This window comes from Vibrio sp. A37, from assembly GCF_059777565.1.
Genome location: NZ_JBLNLI010000008.1, coordinates 60054 through 81522, shown reverse-complemented (window position 1 = coordinate 81522; position 21469 = coordinate 60054). Strand labels below are relative to the sequence as shown.

The 21469-nt window shown below is 42.2% G+C and carries 19 protein-coding genes; 13 read left to right on the top strand and 6 right to left on the bottom strand.

Annotation, left to right across the window (positions count from 1 at the left end; all coding sequences use genetic code 11):
- Nucleotides 1-3 precede the first annotated feature (3 nt).
- The 5 genes from ACM2FC_RS14865 to ACM2FC_RS14845 are packed head-to-tail and all read left to right on the top strand — an operon-like array spanning nucleotide 4 to nucleotide 5706.
- Nucleotides 4-1227, top strand: a complete 1224-nt coding sequence (locus ACM2FC_RS14865; RefSeq protein WP_498481746.1) for a CpaE/TadZ family protein — start codon at nucleotides 4-6, stop codon at nucleotides 1225-1227.
- A gap of 16 nt (nucleotides 1228-1243) precedes the next feature.
- On the top strand, nucleotides 1244-2743 hold the full coding sequence (locus tag ACM2FC_RS14860) for a TadA family conjugal transfer-associated ATPase (protein WP_498481745.1): 1500 nt from the start codon (nucleotides 1244-1246) through the stop codon (nucleotides 2741-2743).
- Nucleotides 2744-2754: 11 nt separating this feature from the next.
- The gene (locus tag ACM2FC_RS14855; protein WP_498481744.1) at nucleotides 2755-3723 is read left to right on the top strand and encodes a type II secretion system F family protein; all 969 of its coding nucleotides are present in this window, start codon (nucleotides 2755-2757) and stop codon (nucleotides 3721-3723) included.
- 1 nt (nucleotide 3724) lies between these two features.
- Nucleotides 3725-4669, top strand: a complete 945-nt coding sequence (locus ACM2FC_RS14850) for a type II secretion system F family protein (RefSeq protein ID WP_498481743.1) — start codon at nucleotides 3725-3727, stop codon at nucleotides 4667-4669.
- Nucleotides 4670-4680: 11 nt separating this feature from the next.
- Nucleotides 4681-5706, top strand: coding sequence for a tetratricopeptide repeat protein (locus ACM2FC_RS14845; protein WP_498481742.1), 1026 nt, complete (start codon nucleotides 4681-4683; stop codon nucleotides 5704-5706).
- Nucleotides 5707-5779: 73 nt separating this feature from the next.
- Here the strand turns inward: ACM2FC_RS14845 and ACM2FC_RS14840 are convergent, their stop codons facing one another.
- Together ACM2FC_RS14840 and chrA are read right to left on the bottom strand one after the other, a co-directional pair.
- Nucleotides 5780-6559, bottom strand: a complete 780-nt coding sequence (locus ACM2FC_RS14840) for a hypothetical protein (protein ID WP_498481741.1) — start codon at nucleotides 6557-6559, stop codon at nucleotides 5780-5782.
- Between the two features lie 121 nt (nucleotides 6560-6680).
- Nucleotides 6681-7832, bottom strand: a complete 1152-nt coding sequence (gene chrA / locus ACM2FC_RS14835) for a chromate efflux transporter (protein WP_498481740.1) — start codon at nucleotides 7830-7832, stop codon at nucleotides 6681-6683.
- A 102-nt stretch (nucleotides 7833-7934) separates the two neighbouring features.
- Here chrA and ACM2FC_RS14830 point away from each other — a divergent pair, with 102 nt between their 5' ends.
- The 6 genes from ACM2FC_RS14830 (at nucleotide 7935) to galM (ending at nucleotide 15094) form a co-directional block, all read left to right on the top strand.
- Nucleotides 7935-8846, top strand: a complete 912-nt coding sequence (locus tag ACM2FC_RS14830) for a LysR family transcriptional regulator (protein WP_498481739.1) — start codon at nucleotides 7935-7937, stop codon at nucleotides 8844-8846.
- A gap of 192 nt (nucleotides 8847-9038) precedes the next feature.
- On the top strand, nucleotides 9039-10247 hold the full coding sequence (locus ACM2FC_RS14825) for a pilus assembly protein TadG-related protein (protein ID WP_498481738.1): 1209 nt from the start codon (nucleotides 9039-9041) through the stop codon (nucleotides 10245-10247).
- Nucleotides 10248-10609: 362 nt separating this feature from the next.
- A complete protein-coding gene (gene galE / locus ACM2FC_RS14820) occupies nucleotides 10610-11629 on the top strand; it encodes a UDP-glucose 4-epimerase GalE (RefSeq protein ID WP_498481737.1) in 1020 nt (339 codons plus the stop codon).
- Nucleotides 11630-11697: 68 nt separating this feature from the next.
- Nucleotides 11698-12741, top strand: a complete 1044-nt coding sequence (locus ACM2FC_RS14815) for a UDP-glucose--hexose-1-phosphate uridylyltransferase (protein ID WP_498481736.1) — start codon at nucleotides 11698-11700, stop codon at nucleotides 12739-12741.
- 125 nt (nucleotides 12742-12866) lie between these two features.
- Nucleotides 12867-14033 carry a galactokinase gene (gene galK / locus ACM2FC_RS14810; RefSeq protein WP_498481735.1) on the top strand — a complete coding sequence of 389 codons (1167 nt, stop codon included), beginning with the start codon at nucleotides 12867-12869 and terminating at the stop codon, nucleotides 14031-14033.
- The gene (galM, locus tag ACM2FC_RS14805) at nucleotides 14030-15094 is read left to right on the top strand and encodes a galactose-1-epimerase (RefSeq protein ID WP_498481734.1); all 1065 of its coding nucleotides are present in this window, start codon (nucleotides 14030-14032) and stop codon (nucleotides 15092-15094) included. Before galK ends, galM begins: the two co-directional genes overlap by 4 nt.
- Here galM and ACM2FC_RS14800 read toward each other — a convergent pair.
- Nucleotides 15091-15642: a gamma-glutamylcyclotransferase family protein gene (locus ACM2FC_RS14800; RefSeq protein WP_498481733.1), complete on the bottom strand. Its 552-nt coding sequence runs from the start codon at nucleotides 15640-15642 to the stop codon at nucleotides 15091-15093. The genes galM and ACM2FC_RS14800 overlap by 4 nt on opposite strands.
- Nucleotides 15643-15888: 246 nt before the next feature.
- Here ACM2FC_RS14800 and ACM2FC_RS14795 point away from each other — a divergent pair, with 246 nt between their 5' ends.
- A complete protein-coding gene (locus ACM2FC_RS14795) occupies nucleotides 15889-17073 on the top strand; it encodes an NnrS family protein (protein WP_498481732.1) in 1185 nt (394 codons plus the stop codon).
- 52 nt (nucleotides 17074-17125) lie between these two features.
- Here ACM2FC_RS14795 and ACM2FC_RS14790 read toward each other — a convergent pair whose 3' ends face one another.
- From ACM2FC_RS14790 to ACM2FC_RS14780, 3 genes are all read right to left on the bottom strand, one after another.
- Nucleotides 17126-18130 (bottom strand): adenosine deaminase, encoded by a 1005-nt coding sequence (locus tag ACM2FC_RS14790; RefSeq protein ID WP_498481731.1) that lies wholly within the window; start codon nucleotides 18128-18130, stop codon nucleotides 17126-17128.
- Between the two features lie 133 nt (nucleotides 18131-18263).
- Nucleotides 18264-19295, bottom strand: a complete 1032-nt coding sequence (gene dapD / locus ACM2FC_RS14785) for a 2,3,4,5-tetrahydropyridine-2,6-dicarboxylate N-succinyltransferase (RefSeq protein WP_498481730.1) — start codon at nucleotides 19293-19295, stop codon at nucleotides 18264-18266.
- Between the two features lie 316 nt (nucleotides 19296-19611).
- A complete protein-coding gene (locus ACM2FC_RS14780) occupies nucleotides 19612-20220 on the bottom strand; it encodes a peroxiredoxin (protein ID WP_237362887.1) in 609 nt (202 codons plus the stop codon).
- 223 nt (nucleotides 20221-20443) lie between these two features.
- On the opposite strand from ACM2FC_RS14780, the gene ACM2FC_RS14775 reads away from it, so the two are divergent.
- A complete protein-coding gene (locus ACM2FC_RS14775; RefSeq protein WP_498481729.1) occupies nucleotides 20444-21349 on the top strand; it encodes a hydrogen peroxide-inducible genes activator in 906 nt (301 codons plus the stop codon).
- The last annotated feature ends 120 nt before the right edge of the window (nucleotides 21350-21469 follow it).

Genomic DNA, 21469 nt, shown 5'->3' with positions numbered 1-21469 from the left:
CAAATGGGAGAGGCAGTGAAGCTTTCGATGAATGAAGAAAACATACTCAGGTTGAAAACCAATTTGAGCATTTGGGTATTTTATTCTAGTGATCAGTTTCGTACTCATATCTCAAACGAATTGGCTCATAGCGATAGTATATCGTTCGAAACAATTTCATTACACAGTTTAGTTGTATCCAACCTATCTCAGTTTAATTTACCTGATTTGATATTTGTTGAAACTGGCCCTAACTGGGCACAGAAAATTGTTGAATTGCAGCAGTTTGAAGGGCCTTTCAACGAAGGGCACGAAGCTTCACTTATCGTCTTTGGCAATGAAAGTGATAATGGAGCATTGAAAATTGCGCTGAGAATTGGGGCTGCAGATTTTGTATCAGATAAAAGCAGCTTTTCTGATCTTACGCCAATGCTCAAAAGTGTTGCTGAAGACAAAGTGGCGAGCCGAGATCTTGGTGAGCTGTTTGTTTTTGTTAATACCAAAGGTGGTGCGGGTGCCACGACATTGGCGATGAATACTGCACTCACACTTGCTAAATCTAAGCCAGAAAAAGTGCTGCTTCTTGACCTAGATTTGCAGTTTGGTGTGATTGATGACTACCTCAATTTATCGTCTAAATACACGCTTGCAGATGCCATTGCTAATGCCTCTGATATGGATGAGGTATCACTGGGTGCGATAGTGACCAAGCACTCCTCTGGCTTACACCTCTTGGGCTTTAAGCATGAAAATAGTCACGAAAATTACGAGAAGTCTCATCAAATTAGCAAATTACTTCCTGTTTTGAGGGAAGTGTACGAGTACATTATTGTCGATATGTCACGTGGTGTTGACCGACTGTTTTCTACTGTTATATCCCCAGCCAATAAAGTCTTTCTAGTGACTCAACAAAATCTAGTGGCGATTAGAAACACCACCCGAATTGCAAAAGTATTAGCGTTAGAGTTTGGTATAGGTAAAGACAATATAGAAGTTGTTTTAAATCGTTATGAAAAACGACAGTCAATAAAAGTAGCTGATGTAGAAGGAACCATTGTTGGGGTCAATGTGAATGTCATACCTAATGATTTCAAGGTTGCTTTTGAAAGTGCAAACCTAGGTAGACCGTTTGTCGAAACGAAGAAGAAAAGTGCAATATCTAAGGCGGTAAAAGAATTTACTACTAAACTTTTACCACAAGAAGAAATAAACAAAAAACAGGGTTTCTTTAGTCGTCTGTTTTCCTAATAAATAGGGAGCATCCATGTTCTTCAAAAGAAAAAATATTAATCCTGATTTTCAGGATCAGGAGTCGTCTTCGTCTCAAGGGCAAGGTCACGATGATTCCTCCGCATCATCCCATTATTTGATTGAGGAAGAACAAACTATACAGTCAAATGAGTCTAGCCCACGAGAAGGTGAAAGTATCGCGGAAAGAAAACGCCGTGAAGCGCATGAGCGAGACAAAGCGGTTGATGAAGCTAAAAAGCAAATAGAACAAGAGCTTGAGACAAAGCATTACTACCACCAGCGTTTATTAGAAACCCTAGACTTAGGATTGCTTTCTAGTTTAGACAAAGAAAAAGCTAAAAAAGACCTACATGAAGCCATTGTTCAGCTCATGGCGGACGATCAAACTAAAGCGCTCAGTGCAGAAGGGCGTAAGAGAATAATCAAACAGATTGAAGATGAAGTCTTTGGTTTAGGCCCTTTAGAGCCACTGCTAAATGATGCAAGCGTATCTGATATTTTGGTCAATGGCCCGAAAAGCATTTTCGTTGAAAGGCGAGGCAAGCTTGAAAGAACACCCTACACCTTTTTAGACGATCGCCACCTACGAAATATTATTGACCGAATTGTTAGCCAAGTCGGTCGACGTATTGATGAATCTTCTCCCATGGTAGATGCCCGACTTATGGACGGCTCTCGTGTCAACGCCATTATTCCACCATTAGCTCTTGATGGAGCCTCCGTTTCTATCCGTCGTTTTGCGGTTGAAAAGTTGAATATGGAAAATCTGCTTGGCTACAACTCGTTATCTGAGCAAATGGCGAAGTTTGTCGAAGCGGCGGTACAGGGAGAGCTTAACATTTTGATTGCGGGTGGTACTGGTTCTGGAAAAACGACCACCCTAAACATATTTTCTGGTTTCATCCCTCAAGATGACCGAATCATCACTATAGAAGATTCGGCGGAATTACAGTTGCAACAACCTCATGTTGTTCGCCTAGAGACTCGGCCTGCTAACTTGGAAGGTAAAGGGGAAATTACACAGCGAGATTTAGTGAAAAACTCCCTTCGTATGAGACCTGATAGAGTGGTGCTTGGGGAAGTGCGTGGCAGTGAGGCTGTGGATATGCTTGCTGCAATGAATACCGGGCATGACGGTTCTCTGGCAACAATTCACGCCAACACACCTCGAGACGCCTTGAGCCGTGTAGAAAATATGTTTGCGATGGCTGGGTGGAATATCTCAACCAAAAACTTGCGCGCCCAAATTGCGTCAGCGATTCATTTGGTTGTGCAGATGGAAAGACAAGAAGATGGTCGCCGCCGTATGGTGAGCATCTCCGAAATCAATGGCATGGAAGGTGAAATCATCACCATGTCGGAAATATTTAAGTTTCAAAGGCAAGGTGTAGACGAAGAGGGCAATGTCATCGGTTATTTTACCGCCACAGGTGTGATCCCTGCGTGTCATGATGGCCTATCTAAAAAAGGTTTGCACTTACCATTTGAGATTTTTAACGAGACATACCAATAGGAGACAAAGCTATGGGCGATGATGCAACGCTCTTTTTTGTTTTGTTATTTTTTGCCGTGGTATTTATTTCTCAAGCATTAATTTTGCCAGCAGCAGGAAGCAAAGCAAAACACAAAGAGCTATCGGAAAGGCTAAAGGCGACTCAATCCACTCTTGATGAAGAAAGTCGCTCATTACTGCATGAACACTATTTAAAAAGCTTGACGCCTCTCGATCGAAAGCTTGTCGAGTTTAAGCTTTTTTCAGATTTGAAGAAATCCATTGAGCTTTCAGGTTTTGATTGGACTTTAACTCAGACACTAACAGTCACAATGGTGATCGCGGTGGGCCTTAGTGGTTTTACTCTGTTAATCGGACAAGCTTGGTTTGTATCGATTGCAGCGTTTGTGGGCACTTGGGTGATTATGCATTTTATCTTGCAAAAGAACATATCAGATAGATTGGCGGCATTCGAGGAGCAGCTGCCAGATGCACTCGATATCATGAGGCGAATGTTGCAAGCAGGTCAGCCAATCACGCAAGCATTCAATGAAGTTGGCAACGAAATGCCAGAGCCAATAGGCAGCGAGTTTAAAAATACCTTTAACTTACTTAACTATGGTTACGACATGCGACTCGCGATAATGCAGATGGCAGAGCGAACGCCAACAGTGGCTATGCTAGCGTTTTCTAGTGCGGTTCTTCTACAAAAAGAAACGGGTGGTAACTTATCGGAAAACCTAGAAAAGGTGTCTCACGTACTTCGAGCTAGATTTAAGTTAGCAAGGAAAATTAAAACGATATCTGCTGAAAGTCGTCTTTCTGCTTGGATACTTGTTCTGTCGCCATTTATTTTATTTTTAGCTCTCTCAGTGGTCAACCCAGGTTATGTTGACCCTCTGTATACTGACCCACGAGGCATGACGCTTGTGAGTGGGGGGGTTGTTAGCTTGTTTATCGGCTCAATCTGGATTCGAAATATAATCAACTTTCAGGTGTGATATGAACGAGATATTAAATTCATTTGCACAAGTGAATCTAGATGAAGAAATGGTATTTCTTGTCCTTATCATGGTGTCAACCATACTGGTTTTCGTGGCTGCTTCATTTATTTTTATTGGTGCTAAGTCTGCAACACAGAAAAAGCTTGAAGAAATTAAAAGCGAAGCGGGTGGGATGAAACTGGCTAAGTCACATAAAATTGATAATACCTTAGAATCACTTGCCCCAATTTTAGCGCCTAAAAGTGTCAAAGAGAGAGAAACAGCAAGGCACAAGTTGATGCACGCTGGTTTTCATGAAGCTAATGCTTTAACGATCTTTTATGCAATCAAACTCTGTTCATTTATTATCGGTGCCATGGTTGCTGCTGGCTTGTACTTCTTTCAACCAAACATGAGTAATTTGGTCTTTCTCATGGCCTTGTGTATTGCGGTAGGTACGTTTGTACCAAATGTCATATTAGGTCGGTTCGTTAATCAGCGTCAATCCAAAATCAAAGGCGGGATCCCTGATGCTTTAGATTTGTTGGTGGTATGTACAGAGTCTGGGCTTGGTTTCAACTCAGCGTTAAGGCGTGTGGCTGATGAACTGGTTATTTCGCACCCTGATTTTGCTGATGAACTGGATACCGTATGTGTCAAGATCAAGGCTGGAGTCGAAATGCAAGATGCATTTGCTGAGTTGGTAAAACGTACTGGTGTGACAGAGATTACTGGGCTTGTAAATATGCTTGCTCACGCTTCAAGAGTGGGGGGCAGTATTGCACAAACCTTGCGAGAGTATACCGAGGATTTTCGTGATAAGCGTAATCAAGAAGTGGAAGAGATCGCTGCAAAAATCCCAACTAAGATGATATTTCCGTTGTTGCTGTTTATTTGGCCTTGCTTCTTTATCGTTGCTATAGGGCCTTCTATGTTGTCTATCACTGCAACGTTAGGTCAATAAGGGTGACATTTATGAAAGGATTCAAAATACTAACTTCACTGACGCTGATACTGATGCTGAGCGCGTGTGCCAGCAAAAAGGAAGAACCCAAATTCGATCATTCACTTTATGATGGGCGTTCTATTGATACGCTGACAACTGAAGAGCGAGCAGAAAATGAGCAAGAAGCTATTAGTCGAGGTGATTTAGCACTTTCCAATGGAAATATGGATCTTGCTTTATACGAATATATTAATTCGCTCTCTTACCCTGAAGCCGTCCATCAAGGGAAGACACTGTACAATATTGGTCGTATCCACCAAATGCGCGGCAATCTGGCTTTGGCTGAAAAAGCGTATCTAATGTCTTTGGAATATGATCCCAAAAATGTACTGGTTTTAGAGCAGCTAGGCGTATTGTATAGTCGATCGGGTGATGTAGAGCAAGGCTATACGTATTTTTATCGCGCGCTAGATTCTGATCAAGAGCGTTTAAAAAGCCCAAATAGATTGAATATGGGGGATATTGTTACAGTAAAAGATGTCGCCGCACTGAAAGTCGATAAGCGCTCTCCATCTCTCGCGTATATGGGGCTCGGTGTTTTGACTGATCTGAAAGGAGATCACTTGTTAGCCCAAGAGTTTTATACCAAATCTTTGGAGATAAAACCGAAGTCAGTGAAAACATTGATTAATATTGGCTACTCCTATTATATGTCTGGCGACTATGTGAAAGCGCAAAGGTTTGTCGTCTCCGCTTTAGAAAAAGATCCTAAGAATGAAAAAGCTCAAAACAACCTCGCATTAATTTATTTAGCAAAAGGGGAAGTAAAGCGAGCGATAAACGTGTTTATGCGACAAATGGATGCAGCTGAAGCGCTAAACAATGTTGGGTATTTCTTAATCTTGCAAGGAAAACCAGAGCAGGCCATTCCATACCTTGAACAAGCGATAGATAAAAAGCCCACATACTACAAAGTAGCCAACGAAAACCTCGAACGAGCACTGGCTGAAGTTCGGGCAAAGACAGTGAAAGCATCTGCTAAGAAAAAGCAATAAAACATTTGAAAGAGGAAGGCGTTTATTGCCTTTCTCTTTTTAAGTGGCCTAGCTTACCTGAATCCGAGGGTGATTATGCTCTCTCAAAATACCATTCGCTATTAAAGTCATAGACATCCATAAAAACCCTAAAGAAGTCTTCATTTTTTCTATCTTGAGTATTTAACAATCGATGCTTATTAGACGAACGTTTGCCATGTAAAGCGTAGCTGCGAATATCTCTAAACCTGACTCTTTCTCCATTTGGACAAATTTTATCTTTAAAATATTTGTTTTTATGATTATTTAGGCATTCGATCAATTTCAAGCCGCTTGTTGTTGTATTTCTAACGATTGGAGCCTGTACTACCGATGCGACAAAACACAATTCTTGGAGTGTTTGGCACTTTCTGTATTTAGTGCGTTTACCGCTTGTTTTACAGGCTTGCATCACTAAGTGTTTCATTTCTTGGAATAGACGCACTTTCATTTCTACAAGATCTCTAAATCTATTCTCATTACTGTAATGCGTACATACTGATTGCTGAGTTTCAGACAATAGCTTTAGAAACGAAGAGTAACTTTTGCACTGTGTTAATTTGCCGATCATCTCGCTTCGAATATTGATAGGGAAGCGACTGTTATGGCCTATGTAAGTATTTTTAAAGTACTCTAATACTTCCCTTTTGTGTGTGAAGGTGACGGATTCTATATCTCCAAATCTAGATGTTTTTTGCTTCAGTCTTCGTGCTCCGCGAAAAAGATCTTCTGTATCAGAAATAAAGAAAACGCCCTCATTTATGGAGCACTCATCCGCTGCTTCATAAACAATATCTCTATATTTTCTACTTTTTAGAATACTGTTAAAGTCCATTTTGCACATAACTATACCTCTCTATAGCTGAGCCGAACTTATTATGCTAGTAGTTGCTAGGTTACCATTTGGTTATTTATCCCGAATTTTAGTTAATTCATTGAGGAAAATTCTATGCGTATCAAATTATAGTCAGTAGCACGCTTGAAATGACGATGATGCTTACTATCCAGCCAACCGGAAGCTTTATTGTTTTAAACAAGAAGAAGATGGCAAATATAAATACAATATCTATCGAAGAGAGAATGGCACTAGTGGAAATAGGCGTATACAAGGCGGCCAATAATAGACCGACTACAGCGGCATTGACGCCATTTATTACACCGACAAGCCTTCTGTTGTGTGAGAGTGCTTGCCAGTGAGGAAGTGCTGCGAGTAGTAATAAAAATCCCGGTAAGAAAATGGCAACTGTGGCCAAGAAAGCACCTGTAATCGGTGAGTTAGGCAAGAGCTCATAACCAAGGTAAGTAGCAAATGTGAACATAGGGCCAGGGACAGCTTGGGCTGCAGCGTATCCTGTTAAAAAACTATTTTGGGACAATTGCTCACCCACAATGTTTTGAAGCAGAGGCAGCGCTACGTGCCCACCACCAAATACTAAACTTCCAGCCTGATAGAAATCGCTAAATACCGACAAACTTGCGCTTAAAGGCAGCATCGGTAGAGCAATGAGTAATATGGCGAATAGAATCAAAGGTATGATTGAGTATAGAGATCCCGTTTTGTTATTAAGCAGCTCTGTGTCCAAGGTTGTTTTTAAAAACATGCCGCCGATAACTGCGGCAAATATCAGAATATAAATTTGTGTGTTCACTGAAGGTATAAGTAATAAAGCAGCAGCGGTAAAAAAGCACAGAAATGTTGTTAATTTGCATCTACAGAAGTTTTTAAACATTGCCCATGTTGCATCTGCAACGACAACGACGGCAAGTAATTTGAGCCCATGCACGACATTATGAAAATAAGAGGAACCAGTAAGCTGCTGAGCAACAAACGCTAAGGCGAGCATTAATGTGACAGAAGGTAAGGTAAAGCCTAAAAACGCCGCAATGGCCCCAGAAAGCCCTCCTTTTCGATAGCCCAGAGCAAAACCAACTTGGCTAGACGCAGGGCCGGGTAAGAATTGGCTCAATGCAACTAACTGGGCATACTCTTTTTCTGAAAGCCAATTTAGTTTTTCCACAAATGTTGTTCGAAAATAACCAATGTGGGCAGCAGGTCCACCAAAGCTGACGCACCCTAAACCAAAAAAAATTCCAAATATAGCAAACATTCCTTTGCGCTCACGTTGAATTAGTTGTGTGTAGACTAAGTAATCAACTAATATTAATCAAATTGATGTATGTAATATTTAATATGAATTAAATAGGATTATATGCAAAAATTTAACTGGAAAAGTGTCGATCTCAATTTATTAGTTTCATTTCAAGCTTTGTATCAAACGCAAAGTGTCAGTGATGCTGCAAAACACTGCCATGTCAGTCAATCGGCGATGAGCCACTCTTTACAGCGGTTAAGAAACTTATTTTCTGATCCGCTGTTTCAGCGGGTCGCTGGCAACATGCAACCAACTCAAAGAGCGCACAACCTTTCTCCCCATATCGATCGGATCCTAATGACGGTCGAACATGAGTTGTTGAGGGAAAAGCCTTTTCTAGTTGAAAAGTTTGATGGCATATGGAAAATCGGGTTAACGGATTATGCCGAACAATTGTATTCGGCAACGATTTATGACCACCTCAAGCAAGCGTCTGTTCACTCTCAAGTAAGCTTCATGCACGTTGATCGTTCCAACTATACACAAGTCGCAAAAGCGCATCAGTTGGATCTACTGATTGGAAGTATCTCGGATCTTGATAGCCAATATTCATCGCAGCATTTATATCAGGAAGAGCACGTATGCGTATTTGATCCAACCAATCTTTCATTTAGTAACCCGATGACCTTAGAAGAATTTACTCAAGTTGAACATGCGCTAGTGAGCCCCGATGGAAGGTTAGAAACAGGCGTCGATAGGCAGCTTAAAAAGTTGGGTAAGAATAGAAAAGTGGCAGTCTCTTCTAGGAATTTTTTGACAATACAACGCTTAATTGTAGGTCGAAAGCTTATTTGTATTGTCCCGAAACGCTCAGTGGATTATTCACAGCTTTCCTGCGTAGCGCCGCCGATTGAAGTAGAAAATTTTGATATTGATTTAATCTATTTAAAGTCACAGAAAAATAGCCCAAAGAATCGTTGGTTAAGAGAGCAAGTAAGTGCTGTCATCTGTTCAAGTGCGAATAAATAGAGGCAACATGTTTCCATCTGATATTTAAAGCTAAATTCTTTTCGTCAAGAAATATGCCTACCAACCTTAAATCAAATAAATTTTTATTGAGTAATTACTGAATAATTTACGCGCTGAATGAGATATTCGATACTATAATTACTAAGTAAGAAAGTAGTGTTGCTTTCGGGGGAATAGGTTAGGGAAGACAACATGTATCGCAGGCGATTTAACTCAAAAAGCCCAATCAAGCAGAAAGGGCTAGTTTTAGTATTGGTAACAGCAGCAATGTTATCCTTGGTTGGAGTTGCTGCGTTTTCAGTGGATGTTAACCATGCTCTGATGAATCAAACACGACTGCAAAACAGCGTTGATGCTGCTGCGCTAGCTGCCGCTGTTGTCGCCGCGAATGGAGGCACAACGGCCAACGCTACTATTGCTGCCAATAATACCCTTACAGGGATGGCGGATGCGACAGGCAACACGGAAATGGACTTTTCTACTTCCACCATTTCGATTCAATTTTCCAATGACCCCGAAACATTTCCAGACGGTTCTTTCGATGCTGACGGTGATGTATTTGTGCGAGTTGCTGTATCCAGCTATGAATTAGAAGATTATTTTGTTGATTTGTTTGGTGTGGATAAAGCTATAGAATCCAGCGCGGTTGCTGGGCCAAGTGCTAATCTTGAGGTAGTGTGCAATTTAGTTCCAATGGCGGTGTGTGCTGGTCCAGACGGTGGTACCAGCGGCTATACGGCGGGAGATCTATACTCTCTAAAAGTTTCATCACCTAGTGATTCATCTCTGGGGCCTGGAAACTTTCAGTTACTTGATTTTGGTTCTGGTGCTTCAACTATTCGTCAAGCCCTCGCCGGTGACTTCACAGGGTGTGTGACTATTGGCGATACCGTGACAACTAAACCCGGTAATAATGTTGGTCCGGTTGGCCAAGGCTTAAACACACGTTTCGATGTGTATAGTGGCGGAGGGCTGAATGATACTGATTATCCATCTGATATCTACGTGAAAGAGCCTGATACCCCAGCTGTTTTGGAAAACGACGGAACTATCACTTATACAGATGGTTGGAGTTATTCTGACTATCAGGCTGAGTCTGCAGATTGTAGCGCAAGTTCAGATTGTAGAGCTGATGGAAAATCAAACCGTCGTATTGTACAGGTACCAATTGTTGATTGTTCCAGTGCCGATGGAGGAACTACCACTTTGTCAGTTGAAGCCATTGGCTGTTTCTTTTTGTTGCAGCAAGCGCCAACAAGTAATGGTAGCAAGCAGCCAGTATTCGGCGAATATGTTCAAGAATGTTACGTACCTAATGGATCGTTTGGTAGTGGTGGAGGTACCGGTGAAGGGCCATTTAGAGTGGTTCTTTATGAGGATCCTCTAAGCGATGCCTCTTAGTTATCTTATAACTCCTTCCTTTATGACATTCTGTTCAATCTAGACTCGTTTCGGGTGCTCAATAAATATGGGCACCTAGCTATTAGTGTAGTGAAATAATTGTAAACGTTTCCAAATAGTTCGAGTTAGCTTCGTTATAAAAATCGTGATGACATTCAATTAATCATGTATTAAGTCTAATGTAAGTCAAAGTAAATCGTTAAAAATAAGCAAGTCTCTCGGTTTCATACATTAAATGGAAACGTTTACACTAATGTGATCTGGATCACTGAACGATAACCTTCTTGATTGATAAACTTCTCCCAAGCATCAATATTCACTACATGTTGAATTTAATAATGTAGTTAAGTGGGAGTAAGCTCGTGAAAGTGCTAGTAACAGGTGGAACAGGATATATTGGGAGCCACACTTGCGTTCAGATGATTGAAGCAGGTATGGAGCCGATTATTGTTGATAATTTGTGTAACTCAAATAGTGAAGTATTAAATCGCATCAATGAGTTAACAGGAAAAACACCGGTATTCTATCAAGGCGATGTTCGTGATGAAGCCTTTTTGGATTCCATTTTTGCGGAGCATAATATTCAATCCGTTATCCACTTTGCTGGTCTAAAGGCAGTAGGCGAATCGGTTTCAATGCCACTTGAATATTACGATAACAATGTAAACGGCTCGCTAGTTCTCGCACGCTCAATGAAAAAAGCGGGTGTAAAAAGTATCGTATTTAGCTCTTCAGCGACAGTTTATGGCGACCCAGAAATAGTGCCGATTACCGAAACCTCTCCAACTGGCGCAACGACTAATCCGTATGGCCGCAGTAAGTATATGGTCGAACAATGCCTATCCGACTTTTATAAGGCAGAGAACGATTGGAGCATCACCTTACTGCGTTATTTCAATCCGGTAGGTGCACACCCATCTGGTTTGATGGGTGAAGACCCACAAGGTATTCCAAATAATCTTATGCCTTTTATCGCGCAAGTTGCCGTGGGACGCCGTGAGTCTTTGGCTGTGTTTGGCAACGATTACCCAACTCCTGATGGCACTGGTGTTCGTGATTATATCCACGTTTTGGATTTAGCGGATGGCCACATTGCTGCGCTCAACTCAGTGGGTGAAAAAGCGGGCCTGCATATTTATAACCTTGGAACTGGCAAAGGTTCTAGCGTGTTGGAAATGGTCAATGCGTTCAGCCAAGCATGTGGTCATGAAGTGCCGTATCAAATTTGTGAGCGTCGACCTGGCGATATTGCCGAGTGTTGGTCAAGCCCTGCTAAAGCTGAAAAAGATCTTGGCTGGAAAGCAACGCGCACGTTGGTTGATATGACCAAAGATGCTTGGAATTGGCAGTCCAACAACCCAACTGGGTACGAACAAAATTAATCGTCTGGATACCCAAGTGTCTTCTGGCTTGGGTATCTGTTTTGGCTTAAAGGTTTGAGTAGTTTGTTATGAAGTTTAATCCTGTAGATCACCCTCACCGCCGTTATAACCCTTTAACAGGGCAGTGGATTTTAGTGTCACCACACCGCGCGAAGCGCCCTTGGAGTGGTCAAGATGAAAAGCCATCAGTAGAAGAGTTACCTTCCTATGATGACAAGTGCTTCCTGTGTCCTACGAATGATCGTATTTCAGGAGACTCTAATCCTGATTACCAAGGAACGTACGTTTTCAATAATGATTTTGCCGCGTTGATGCAAGACTCGCCAGATGCGCCAGAATCTGACAATCCTTTATTCAAAACTCAAGGTGTGCGAGGGTTAAGCCGTGTGATCTGTTTCTCTCCCGATCACAGCAAAACTCTCCCTGAGCTACCTGTTAGCCAAATTCGTAATGTAATTGATACTTGGAATGACCAAATCGAAGAGCTAGGTCAAGAGTATCTTTGGGTGCAAGTGTTTGAGAACAAAGGCGAGACAATGGGCTGTTCACAGCCACACCCTCATGGCCAAATTTGGGCGAACAGCTTCTTGCCAAATGAAATTGAGCGCAAAGAAAAGCATTTAAAAGAGTACTTTGAGCAGCACAATTCGAACATGCTAGTCGATTACGTCAACGCAGAAATCGAAGACGGCAGCCGCACTGTGGTGGAAACCGAGCACTGGCTAGCAGTTGTGCCTTATTGGGCGGCGTGGCCATTTGAAACCATGCTATTACCTAAAACACATGTGCGTCGCATGAATGAGCTCAGTGATGAGCAGCGTGATGATCTTGCTTTAGCGATGAAAAAGCTAACAAGTCGCTATGACAACTTGTTCCAATGTTCTTTCCCTTACTCTATGGGCTGGCATTATGCGCCATTTTTTGAGGAAGGTACGGATATCGAGCACTGGCAATTACACGCGATGTTCTACCCACCATTGCTCCGTTCAGCCACTGTTAGAAAGTTCATGGTGGGCTATGAAATGCTAGCTGAAACTCAGCGCGACCTGACTGCAGAACAAGCTGCTCAACGTTTAAGGGATCTGAGCGATATTCATTTCAAAGAGCAGTAAAACGAATTTAGTCACCGAATAAACGTAACGTCAGTTGGCCCCCGCATCTTAAGTTGGTCTTGTCGCTTCTCAAGGCCGACTTAAGGTTGCCAATCAAAACAACGATTCAAAATAGAGTATTGATTATGTCTACACTAATCCAAAATGTGAAAACGAGTTTTCAAAACGCATTCGAGTATCCTGCATCTCATCTAATCCAAGCACCTGGACGCGTTAACCTTATCGGTGAACATACCGACTACAACGATGGTTTTGTTCTGCCGTGTGCGATTAACTATCAAACCGTTGTTGCAGCTAGCAAACGTGACGATAGTATCGTTCGCGTTGTCTCAGTGGACTATCAAGATGCTATCGATGAATTTGATGTTGAAGAAGAAATAACGTTTTCTCAAGATAAGATGTGGGCAAACTACATTCGCGGTGTTGTGAAATGCCTCGTAGATAAAGGTTACAACATTCAAGGTGTTGATCTTTCTGTAAGTGGTAATGTTCCTCAAGGTGCAGGTCTTAGCTCTTCTGCAGCATTAGAAGTGGTGATAGGGCAAACATTTAAAGTGTTATATGGCTTAGAGATCAGCCAAGCAGAAATTGCACTGATTGGGCAAAAAGCCGAAAACGAATTTGTGGGTTGCAACTGCGGCATTATGGACCAAATGATTTCAGCAGAAGGCAATGAAAACCACTCTCTGCTTCTTGATTGCCGCTCTCTAGAAACTCAAGCCGTGGCAATGCCGAGTGATCTTTCGGTTGTCATTATCAACTCGAACAAAAAACGTGGTCTGGTAGACAGTGAATACAACACTCGTCGTGAGCAATGTGAAGAAGCAGCAAAAATTCTTGGTGTGAAAGCTCTTCGCGATGCAAACATAGACATGCTCAACGCTAAGCTGTCAGAGCTTGATGCTACCGTTGCCATGCGTGCTCGTCACGTCATCACTGAAAATGACCGCACCGTAGAAGCGGCAAAAGTGTTGGCAGAAGGAAACATTAAACGTATGGCGGAGTTAATGGCGCAATCTCACGCCTCTATGCGTGATGACTTTGAAATCACAGTGGATGAGATTGATGCATTAGTCGACATCGTTAAAGACGTTGTGGGTGAGCAAGGCGGCGTGCGTATGACTGGCGGCGGTTTTGGTGGCTGCATTGTTGCTCTAGTTCCGCCTCAGTTGGTTGATGCAGTAAAAGCAGCTGTTGATGAGAAATATCAAACGCTTACTGGCTTAGAAGCTTCAATTTATGTATGCCAAGCATCCAAAGGGGCCGGCCTTATCGAGTCTGAAGCGTTATGAGTTTATCGCTAGCAGAATCTATGACACAGACAGCGGCTCACGATGGTGAGCCAGCTAAGGTGATAACTCTTGGCAATGAGCACGGGTTATCTATTGCGGTAATGGATATCGGCGCAACTTGGTTGAGCTGCCAACTTGACCTAGGTGAAGCCGAAAAGCGTGAGTTGCTTCTTGGTGTATCAAGTATGCAAGATTTTTACGCGCAAGAGTGTTATTTCGGGGCGACCGTTGGCCGTTATGCAAATCGTATAGCGAAAGGTCAGTTCACTATTGACGGACAGAGCTATCAGGTCAGTACAAACCAAGCTGGCAACTGCCTACATGGTGGTGAGGACGGCTTTGATAAACGCCGTTGGAATATTGAAGAGCAAACCCATGATAAGGTGATCTTCTCTCTGCAATCTGATAGTGGGGATCAAGGTTTTCCCGGTAATCTGAATATTTTAGTGACTTATCAAGTTCTAGCTGATAACTCCGTATCTATTGACTATCAAGCGAATACCGATACTGCAACGCCAGTGAATCTGACGAACCATGGCTATTTTAATCTTGGTAACGATGAACAAGATTGTAGGCAGCATAAAGTATGGATTAACGCTAGCCAGTATCTGCCAACTAACAAAGTGGGAATACCACTAGATAAACCTGTTGATGTCGCTGAGACTGGTTTTGATTTTCGTAAGATGAAGTCAATTGAACAAGACTTCTTGGTTGATGAGCAACAGATTCTAGCTAAAGGCTATGATCATAGCTTTGCGCTAAATTCTTGTTGTTTGAATGGAGAGAAGGCTGCTGAAGTCATCTCACCCGACAATAAAGTTCGGTTGAGTGTTTACACAGATAAACCTGCGATGCAGCTATATACTGGAAATTGGTTAGCTGGAAATCCAGATAGACAAGGGCTGCCTTATCAAGACTACGCTGGCTTTGCTTTGGAAACGCAATTTTTGCCTGATTCGCTAAACCATCCGGAGTGGGATCAGCCTAGCTGTATCTTACTGCCTGACGAAACTTATCGTTTTTCGACTCGCTATCAATTTGAGCTGGTTAATACGCTTTAATTTACCTTTGCAAGCATAGCGTCGATGATTAATTTATGATGGGACTGGACACCAGCTAGATTATCGTATTTGGGAACAAGTCGATCATTTTCTCTTGGGTAGTGCCACCCCATCGTATGTTGAATAAATTGCTCTGCAAAATGTTCAGACACATCTAAGCAGCCGGCTATCACAGTATCGACATAGCTTTGCATAATAGGAATGAGTTGGCATGGAGGCTGGTGCCCCTCTTTTACATATACCCAGATCGGTGAGTTTTTGTTGAAAGCGTGCTCTGTTTCAATTTGAGCAGGGTCAATTATTATTCTGTCGTAACCACTTTCTCTTTCGTCAAAGTAAGGCAATTCACATTCTTCGACTTCGATAAGCACTCCATTTACCTTTCCTTCTCCAGGGGAGACTATCAAAGGAGATAAAGTCTTACTGTGTTCTAGTTTTCCCCAGTGGCGCACTAAGCCATTGGCAAACACTGGTATCGCAGGCCCTGTCTTCCCAGTCAATCTGCGAGACTCTGAATTCATTAAACTGCCATAACCAAATATATACATAGTGCACCTAATTTCTGTTACTGCTCAATTGTTATTATTATCAAATTTTTTGCCAATGGCCAAATGTAAGCCAATATTAAACCATCTACTTAAAAGGGTTTGATGTAAAAATGACAATATGAAGTTGTATTTTTTACATCGATAGATGGCTTGTATGAGTCTAACTTTATGAAAAATAAATAATTAAATTTTGGAATGAAAATTGCCGAGAGTCTTTGATTTATAAATTAAGATCTGGGTGACATTTTGCTTAATATAACGGATAAAAGTAAGGAAGAGTCGATTCCTCCTTATCTTAGGTTGGCCTTTCGGCCTTTTTTTCTTTTGGGCAGTCTATATGCACTGGTAGCAATCCCATTATGGGTATACATGTTTCAAAATGGGCAATTTTCAGCGCTGCATGTTCCGGGTCTTTGGTGGCATGTCCATGAAATGTTATTTGGCTTTGCAATGGCGATTGTTGTCGGCTTTTTGCTGACCGCAGTGCAAAACTGGACAGGTATTTCTGGCACAAAACATTGGCGGCTCTTGCTACTGGTTTTACTATGGTTTGTGCCACGAGTATTATTTTGGACTTCTACTCCAATTTCCTTGATAGCTTGTATTGAAGCTTTGTTTTATTTATTCGTTGCTTTCGAGCTTGGTAAGCGTGTTATTCAAGCGAAGAAGTGGCGTAATTTATTTTTTGTTCCTTTGCTTCTGGTAGCGTTGTTATCGAACTTGGCGAGCTACGCGGCACTTAAGGGCGTGGTGCCTTTTAGCTCTAGCGCTGTTTGGCAGGCCATGCTCTGGTGGTTTGCTTTGCTAATATCAGTGATGGGTGGACGGGTTATACCGTTTTTTACTGCAAAACGATTTCAAGTTGAGAAATCTCAACCGATTATTTGGGTAGAGTGGGTGGCAAACGGATCTTTAGTCGCGTTATTCGTTGCCAGCTTTACTACTACTCTGATGGCACAGGTCGGCAATATGCTGATGCTAGTAGCTGGAGTATTTCAGGTCATTCGAGTTGTTCGATGGAAACCACAGTGTTCGGTTAAAGAACCGCTAGTCTGGGCACTGCATTTAGCCTACTTTTGTTTGCCTGCTAGTCTGATTCTTCGCGCTGTTTGGCATAATTCTTTTGCTCAACATAATTTGCTGCATTTGTTTGCTATCGGAGCACTCGCCGGCGTAATTTTAGCGATGATCGCGAGAGTGACTATGGGGCACACCGGTCGAGATATTTACAAAGGCCCGAGAATGGGTGTAGCGTTTGCTTCCATCGTTATCGCCGCATGTATTCGAAGCCTAGGCGTTCCTTTGTTTCCTAGCTATATGATGATATGGATTGACGTCAGTGCTGTTTTTTGGGTGTTAGCTTTTGGTTTATTTGTATTTAATTTCACACACATGTTGGTGAGCGCTAGGGCTGATGGACATCCGGGATGAGAGTAATGGGAGTCTAGCGCAAGACGTTAGGCTCCCGATATTAGGGAGTGCTCTAGTTATTGGCTGTGTATAGCCTTACTGCTGATATCAGATCTTCTTTTACCATAGGCGCAATGAAGCTAGCGTTGATTGCATTGATACTAAATTGCGCGATATCTTGTTTCGTCAATTCATGTGCGTCTGCAACGGCACAAAAGTTATCATTCATGTAACCACCAAAATAGGCAGGGTCATCCGAATTGATGGTAACGCATACCCCAGAATGAAGCAGTGAAACTATGTTGTGCTGTTGCATGTTCTCAAACACTTTAAGCTTGATGTTAGAGAGTGGGCAAACGGTAAGAGGCATCTGCTGCTGGGCCAATGTTTCTACTAAGTGAGGATCTTCAACACACCGAACGCCATGGTCGATTCGAGACGTTTTTAGAAGCTCGAGTGCATCCCATATATTTTGCGCGGGCCCTTCTTCCCCTGCATGAGCGACGGTAAGAAACCCTTCATCTAAGGCTTTGGCAAATACACGGGCAAACTTTTCTGGTGGATGGCCTTGCTCTGAAGAATCGAGTCCAATCGCAATAATTTTATCTTTAAAAGGCATAGCCTGCTCTAGGGTTTCAAACGCAGACGCTTCATCTAAGTGGCGTAAAAAGCACATGATGAGCTGACTGCTTATATTCATTTCTTTGTTGGCTTTATCCAATGCTCTTGAAATACCATTAATCACCGTCTCAAAAGCGATACCACGTTCAGTATGAGTCTGAGGGTCAAAAAAGATTTCAGTATGGACAACGTTGTCTTCTTGGCAGCGCAGCATGTAAGCCCAAGTAAGATCAAAAAAGTCTTGCTCATGAATAAGGACTTCCGCTCCTTTATAGTAAATATCTAAAAAGGATTGTAGGTCATTAAACTCGTAAGCCCGTCTGACTTCTTCTGGGGTGTTAAATGGGATATTGACCTTGTTTCTTTTTGCTAGTTCGAACATTAATTCTGGCTCAAGGGAGCCTTCAATGTGTAGGTGAAGTTCTACTTTAGGGAGGTTTGTTATGAAGTTTTTCATGGCCGATCCTGACTTATTATTTTTATATTGAGTAATATAATCATAGACAGCAAATCGGTCAGATCACAAAAAAATAGAGACAAAAAAGGCCAGATATCTATCTGGCCTATAAGATTTAGCTTATATAGAACAATTAGTTATTGCTATGTAGCTCGCTGTTAAGTTCAACTGCAGTTTTGTTTGCTAAACATTCAATTTGGCCTGTTACTGAGTTGCGGCGGAATAGCAAATCAGACACACCAGCAAGGTCGCGAGCTTTAACAACTTCCACTTCGTTACCATCAGAATCTAGCATACGAACTTTTGAGCCAGCTGTTACGTAGAGGCCTGACTCAACAGTACAACGATCGCCTAGTGGGAAGCCTAGACCTGCGTTTGCTCCTAACAGAGAGTTTTCACCGATAGAAACGATGACTGTACCGCCACCAGAAAGCGTACCCATGATAGATGCACCGCCACCAATATCAGATCCATCGCCCACAACAACGCCTGCGGAAATACGACCTTCAACCATGCTGACACCTGTAGTACCTGCGTTAAAGTTGATGAAGCCTTCGTGCATAACAGTCGTGCCTTCACCAACGTGGGCACCAAGGCGAACGCGAGAAGTATCCGCAATGCGAACACCGTTAGGCACAACGTAGTCGACCATTTTCGGGAACTTATCAACGCAATCTACAGAAAGAGCACGACCAGCTAGACGAGCTTCGATTTGGCGATCAGCTAGCTCTGGTAAATCAATTGGGCCTTCGCTTGTCCAAGCAATATTGTGTAATAGACCAAAAATGCCATCGAGGACCGTGCCGTGAGGCTTAACTAAGCGGTTAGAAATAAGCTGTAGTTTCAAAAATCCTTCAGCAACATTCTGCGGTTTTTCATCAGTCGCCAAAAGTACTAAAACTAATGGCTGTACAGAACTTGCTGCTTTGTTGGCAAATGAAGCACTTGTGCTGTCACCGTTTGCTTCAAATGCAGAGGCGATATCACCACATTGAGAGGGTGAAATTTCAATAACCTGATTGCCACCTTCATAACCACTTACTTGGGTAAGCTGCTCTACAAGAGTGTCGCTTGGGTGCAAAACAGGGTTAGGGAAAAATGCTTCAATGATTTTTCCATCACGATTCTTAGTTGCTGTGCCAAAGGCTAGAGAGAAAAAGGCCATAATGTATCCCCGTACTTAAATTATGTTGTGCACCCATTGTTTGGGTAAATCCGATTGGTTTTTATCATAGAGACTCGTGAGTCACGTTTAAAGTGTGATCGATTAGAAAGTCTGTCAAATGATATGCTTTGTCTTTTTAGAGATATTTCTCTAACGTAAGAAAATGATTTTTATTCAAGGAAAGAAATAAAAAGCCCGAAGCGTTATTAGCTTCGGGCTTTTAAGACTTTACTTTAACAGATTGGCTTTAGCATGATTTGCTTTATTATTTTCCAACCTTAATGCAACCGTTGAGCGGGCGCAGTTAAAGTGGCAATTACTTGCTTAGGTCTTCAGCGTGCTCAGATAGGAACGCTGCAACACCTTTTGGTGATGCGTCCATACCTGCTTTACCTTCTTCCCATTGTGCAGGGCAAACTTCGCCGTGCTTAGTGTGGAAGTTTAGAGCGTCAACCATACGTAGCATTTCGTCGATGTTACGACCTAGAGGAAGATCGTTAACTACTTGGTGACGAACTAGACCTTCTTCGTCAATTAGGAAAGAACCACGGAAAGCAACGCCAGCTTCTGGGTGCTCAACGTCGTATGCTTGACAGATTTCGTGCTTAACGTCAGCAATTAGTGGGTACTTAACTTGACCGATGCCACCATCTTCGATAGCAGTGTTACGCCATGCATTGTGAGAGAATTGAGAATCGATAGAAACACCGATTACTTCAACACCTTTCGCTTTGAAGTCTTCGTAACGGTTGTCGAATGCGATTAGTTCAGATGGGCAAACGAACGTGAAGTCTAGTGGGTAGAAAAATACAACCGCTTTTTTACCTTTAGTGAACTCTGCGAAGTTGAAGTTATCAACGATTTCACCGTTACCTAGAACTGCCGCTGCAGTAAAGTCAGGGGCTTGACGACCTACTAGTACCATTTTTTTGCTCCTAAAAAGTATGGTTAGTTCCAAGCAAGAGAACTGAGCTTTCTGCTTGGTCCGTTTTAATTCGAGACAAACTATAGTACAGAATGTAGTATAGAAAAAAGCGAATTAAATAGATTAAGTTAATCGAAAAAAGCGATTATTAAATTGCTCAAACACTTTACCTGTTTTCCTTGCTTAGAAACCATAATGAATTTGCAACAACTTGTTAATAAATATGATTAAATGGCCTAGCTTAAAACAACTTCATTACTTGATCACTTTACATGAAACTCGTCATTTTAGTGATGCAGCTGAGCGCTGTTTTGTCAGTCAATCGACTTTGAGTAAAGGGATTCAAAATCTAGAAGAAATTGTAGGTTGTCCGCTTTATGAAAAGAAAGATAAGAAAAGCCCGCTGGTATTTACTCAAGCTGGTGAGTTAGTGGTTTTGCAAGGCAGAGAGTTATTGGCCAAAGCGCAAGATCTCGTTGAACTTGGCAACATATGTAAAGGGGACAGTATGCAAGGGCAGCTGAGAGTTGGCTGTATTCCTACTATTGCGCCTTTCTTGTTAGGTGACCTAGTTCAAGATGTGAACACACGCTTTCCGCAATTAAATTTATTGCTACGAGAGGATACCACCACCAACTTACTGGCTGCGCTTCGCCATGGTGAACTCGATGTGCTTATCCTAGCTTTACCGGTTGATATTGGTGAAATGGATAGTCGAGTGGTTGGGCAAGATCCATTTCGTATGGTGATTAGCCACGATCAGGCGAAAAGTGTCCCGACTCCTATAAAGTATGCAGACTTGCCCGACGAATCTGTGTTTCTGCTAGAGAAAGAGCATTGTTTAACTGAACATGCCGTTTCGGCCTGCCAGTTGACAGCAAAAGAGAAAATTAACCCGTTTAGTGCGACTAGCTTACATACACTCGTACAAATGGTGGCTAACGGGCTGGGTACTACCTTTATTCCGCAGATGGCGATTGAGCATGGTCTGCTGGATAATCAAAACCTTGCAATCATTGATCCGCCCGGAAAACAAGCATATCGAGATATCGGGCTTGTCTGGCGTCCCAGTTCGTCTCGGGTTGATACATTTAATCGACTTGCAGATGTGGTGTGTGGCTTACTTTAGTAAATTAGTGCTTAAAGTAGGACTTTTGCTTATCAGCTCCAAGAAACGGAAATTTAACTAGTGATTTATTCTGCTATTAATAAAAATATTGGAATATTTATTTGTTAGTATTTTTTGACT

Coding starts and splice junctions, on each gene's coding strand:
- ACM2FC_RS14830 (WP_498481739.1), top strand. CDS start 7,935: ATGCAAAAATTTAACTGGAAAAGTGTCGATCTCAATTTATTAGTTTCA.
- dapD (WP_498481730.1), bottom strand. CDS start 19,295: ATGGCCTTTTTCTCTCTAGCCTTTGGCACAGCAACTAAGAATCGTGAT.
- ACM2FC_RS14850 (WP_498481743.1), top strand. CDS start 3,725: ATGAACGAGATATTAAATTCATTTGCACAAGTGAATCTAGATGAAGAA.
- galK (WP_498481735.1), top strand. CDS start 12,867: ATGTCTACACTAATCCAAAATGTGAAAACGAGTTTTCAAAACGCATTC.
- ACM2FC_RS14800 (WP_498481733.1), bottom strand. CDS start 15,642: ATGTATATATTTGGTTATGGCAGTTTAATGAATTCAGAGTCTCGCAGA.
- ACM2FC_RS14855 (WP_498481744.1), top strand. CDS start 2,755: ATGGGCGATGATGCAACGCTCTTTTTTGTTTTGTTATTTTTTGCCGTG.
- galM (WP_498481734.1), top strand. CDS start 14,030: ATGAGTTTATCGCTAGCAGAATCTATGACACAGACAGCGGCTCACGAT.
- ACM2FC_RS14815 (WP_498481736.1), top strand. CDS start 11,698: ATGAAGTTTAATCCTGTAGATCACCCTCACCGCCGTTATAACCCTTTA.
- ACM2FC_RS14775 (WP_498481729.1), top strand. CDS start 20,444: ATGATTAAATGGCCTAGCTTAAAACAACTTCATTACTTGATCACTTTA.
- ACM2FC_RS14860 (WP_498481745.1), top strand. CDS start 1,244: ATGTTCTTCAAAAGAAAAAATATTAATCCTGATTTTCAGGATCAGGAG.
- chrA (WP_498481740.1), bottom strand. CDS start 7,832: ATGTTTGCTATATTTGGAATTTTTTTTGGTTTAGGGTGCGTCAGCTTT.
- ACM2FC_RS14780 (WP_237362887.1), bottom strand. CDS start 20,220: ATGGTACTAGTAGGTCGTCAAGCCCCTGACTTTACTGCAGCGGCAGTT.
- ACM2FC_RS14840 (WP_498481741.1), bottom strand. CDS start 6,559: ATGGACTTTAACAGTATTCTAAAAAGTAGAAAATATAGAGATATTGTT.
- ACM2FC_RS14825 (WP_498481738.1), top strand. CDS start 9,039: ATGTATCGCAGGCGATTTAACTCAAAAAGCCCAATCAAGCAGAAAGGG.
- ACM2FC_RS14845 (WP_498481742.1), top strand. CDS start 4,681: ATGAAAGGATTCAAAATACTAACTTCACTGACGCTGATACTGATGCTG.
- ACM2FC_RS14790 (WP_498481731.1), bottom strand. CDS start 18,130: ATGAAAAACTTCATAACAAACCTCCCTAAAGTAGAACTTCACCTACAC.
- ACM2FC_RS14865 (WP_498481746.1), top strand. CDS start 4: ATGGGAGAGGCAGTGAAGCTTTCGATGAATGAAGAAAACATACTCAGG.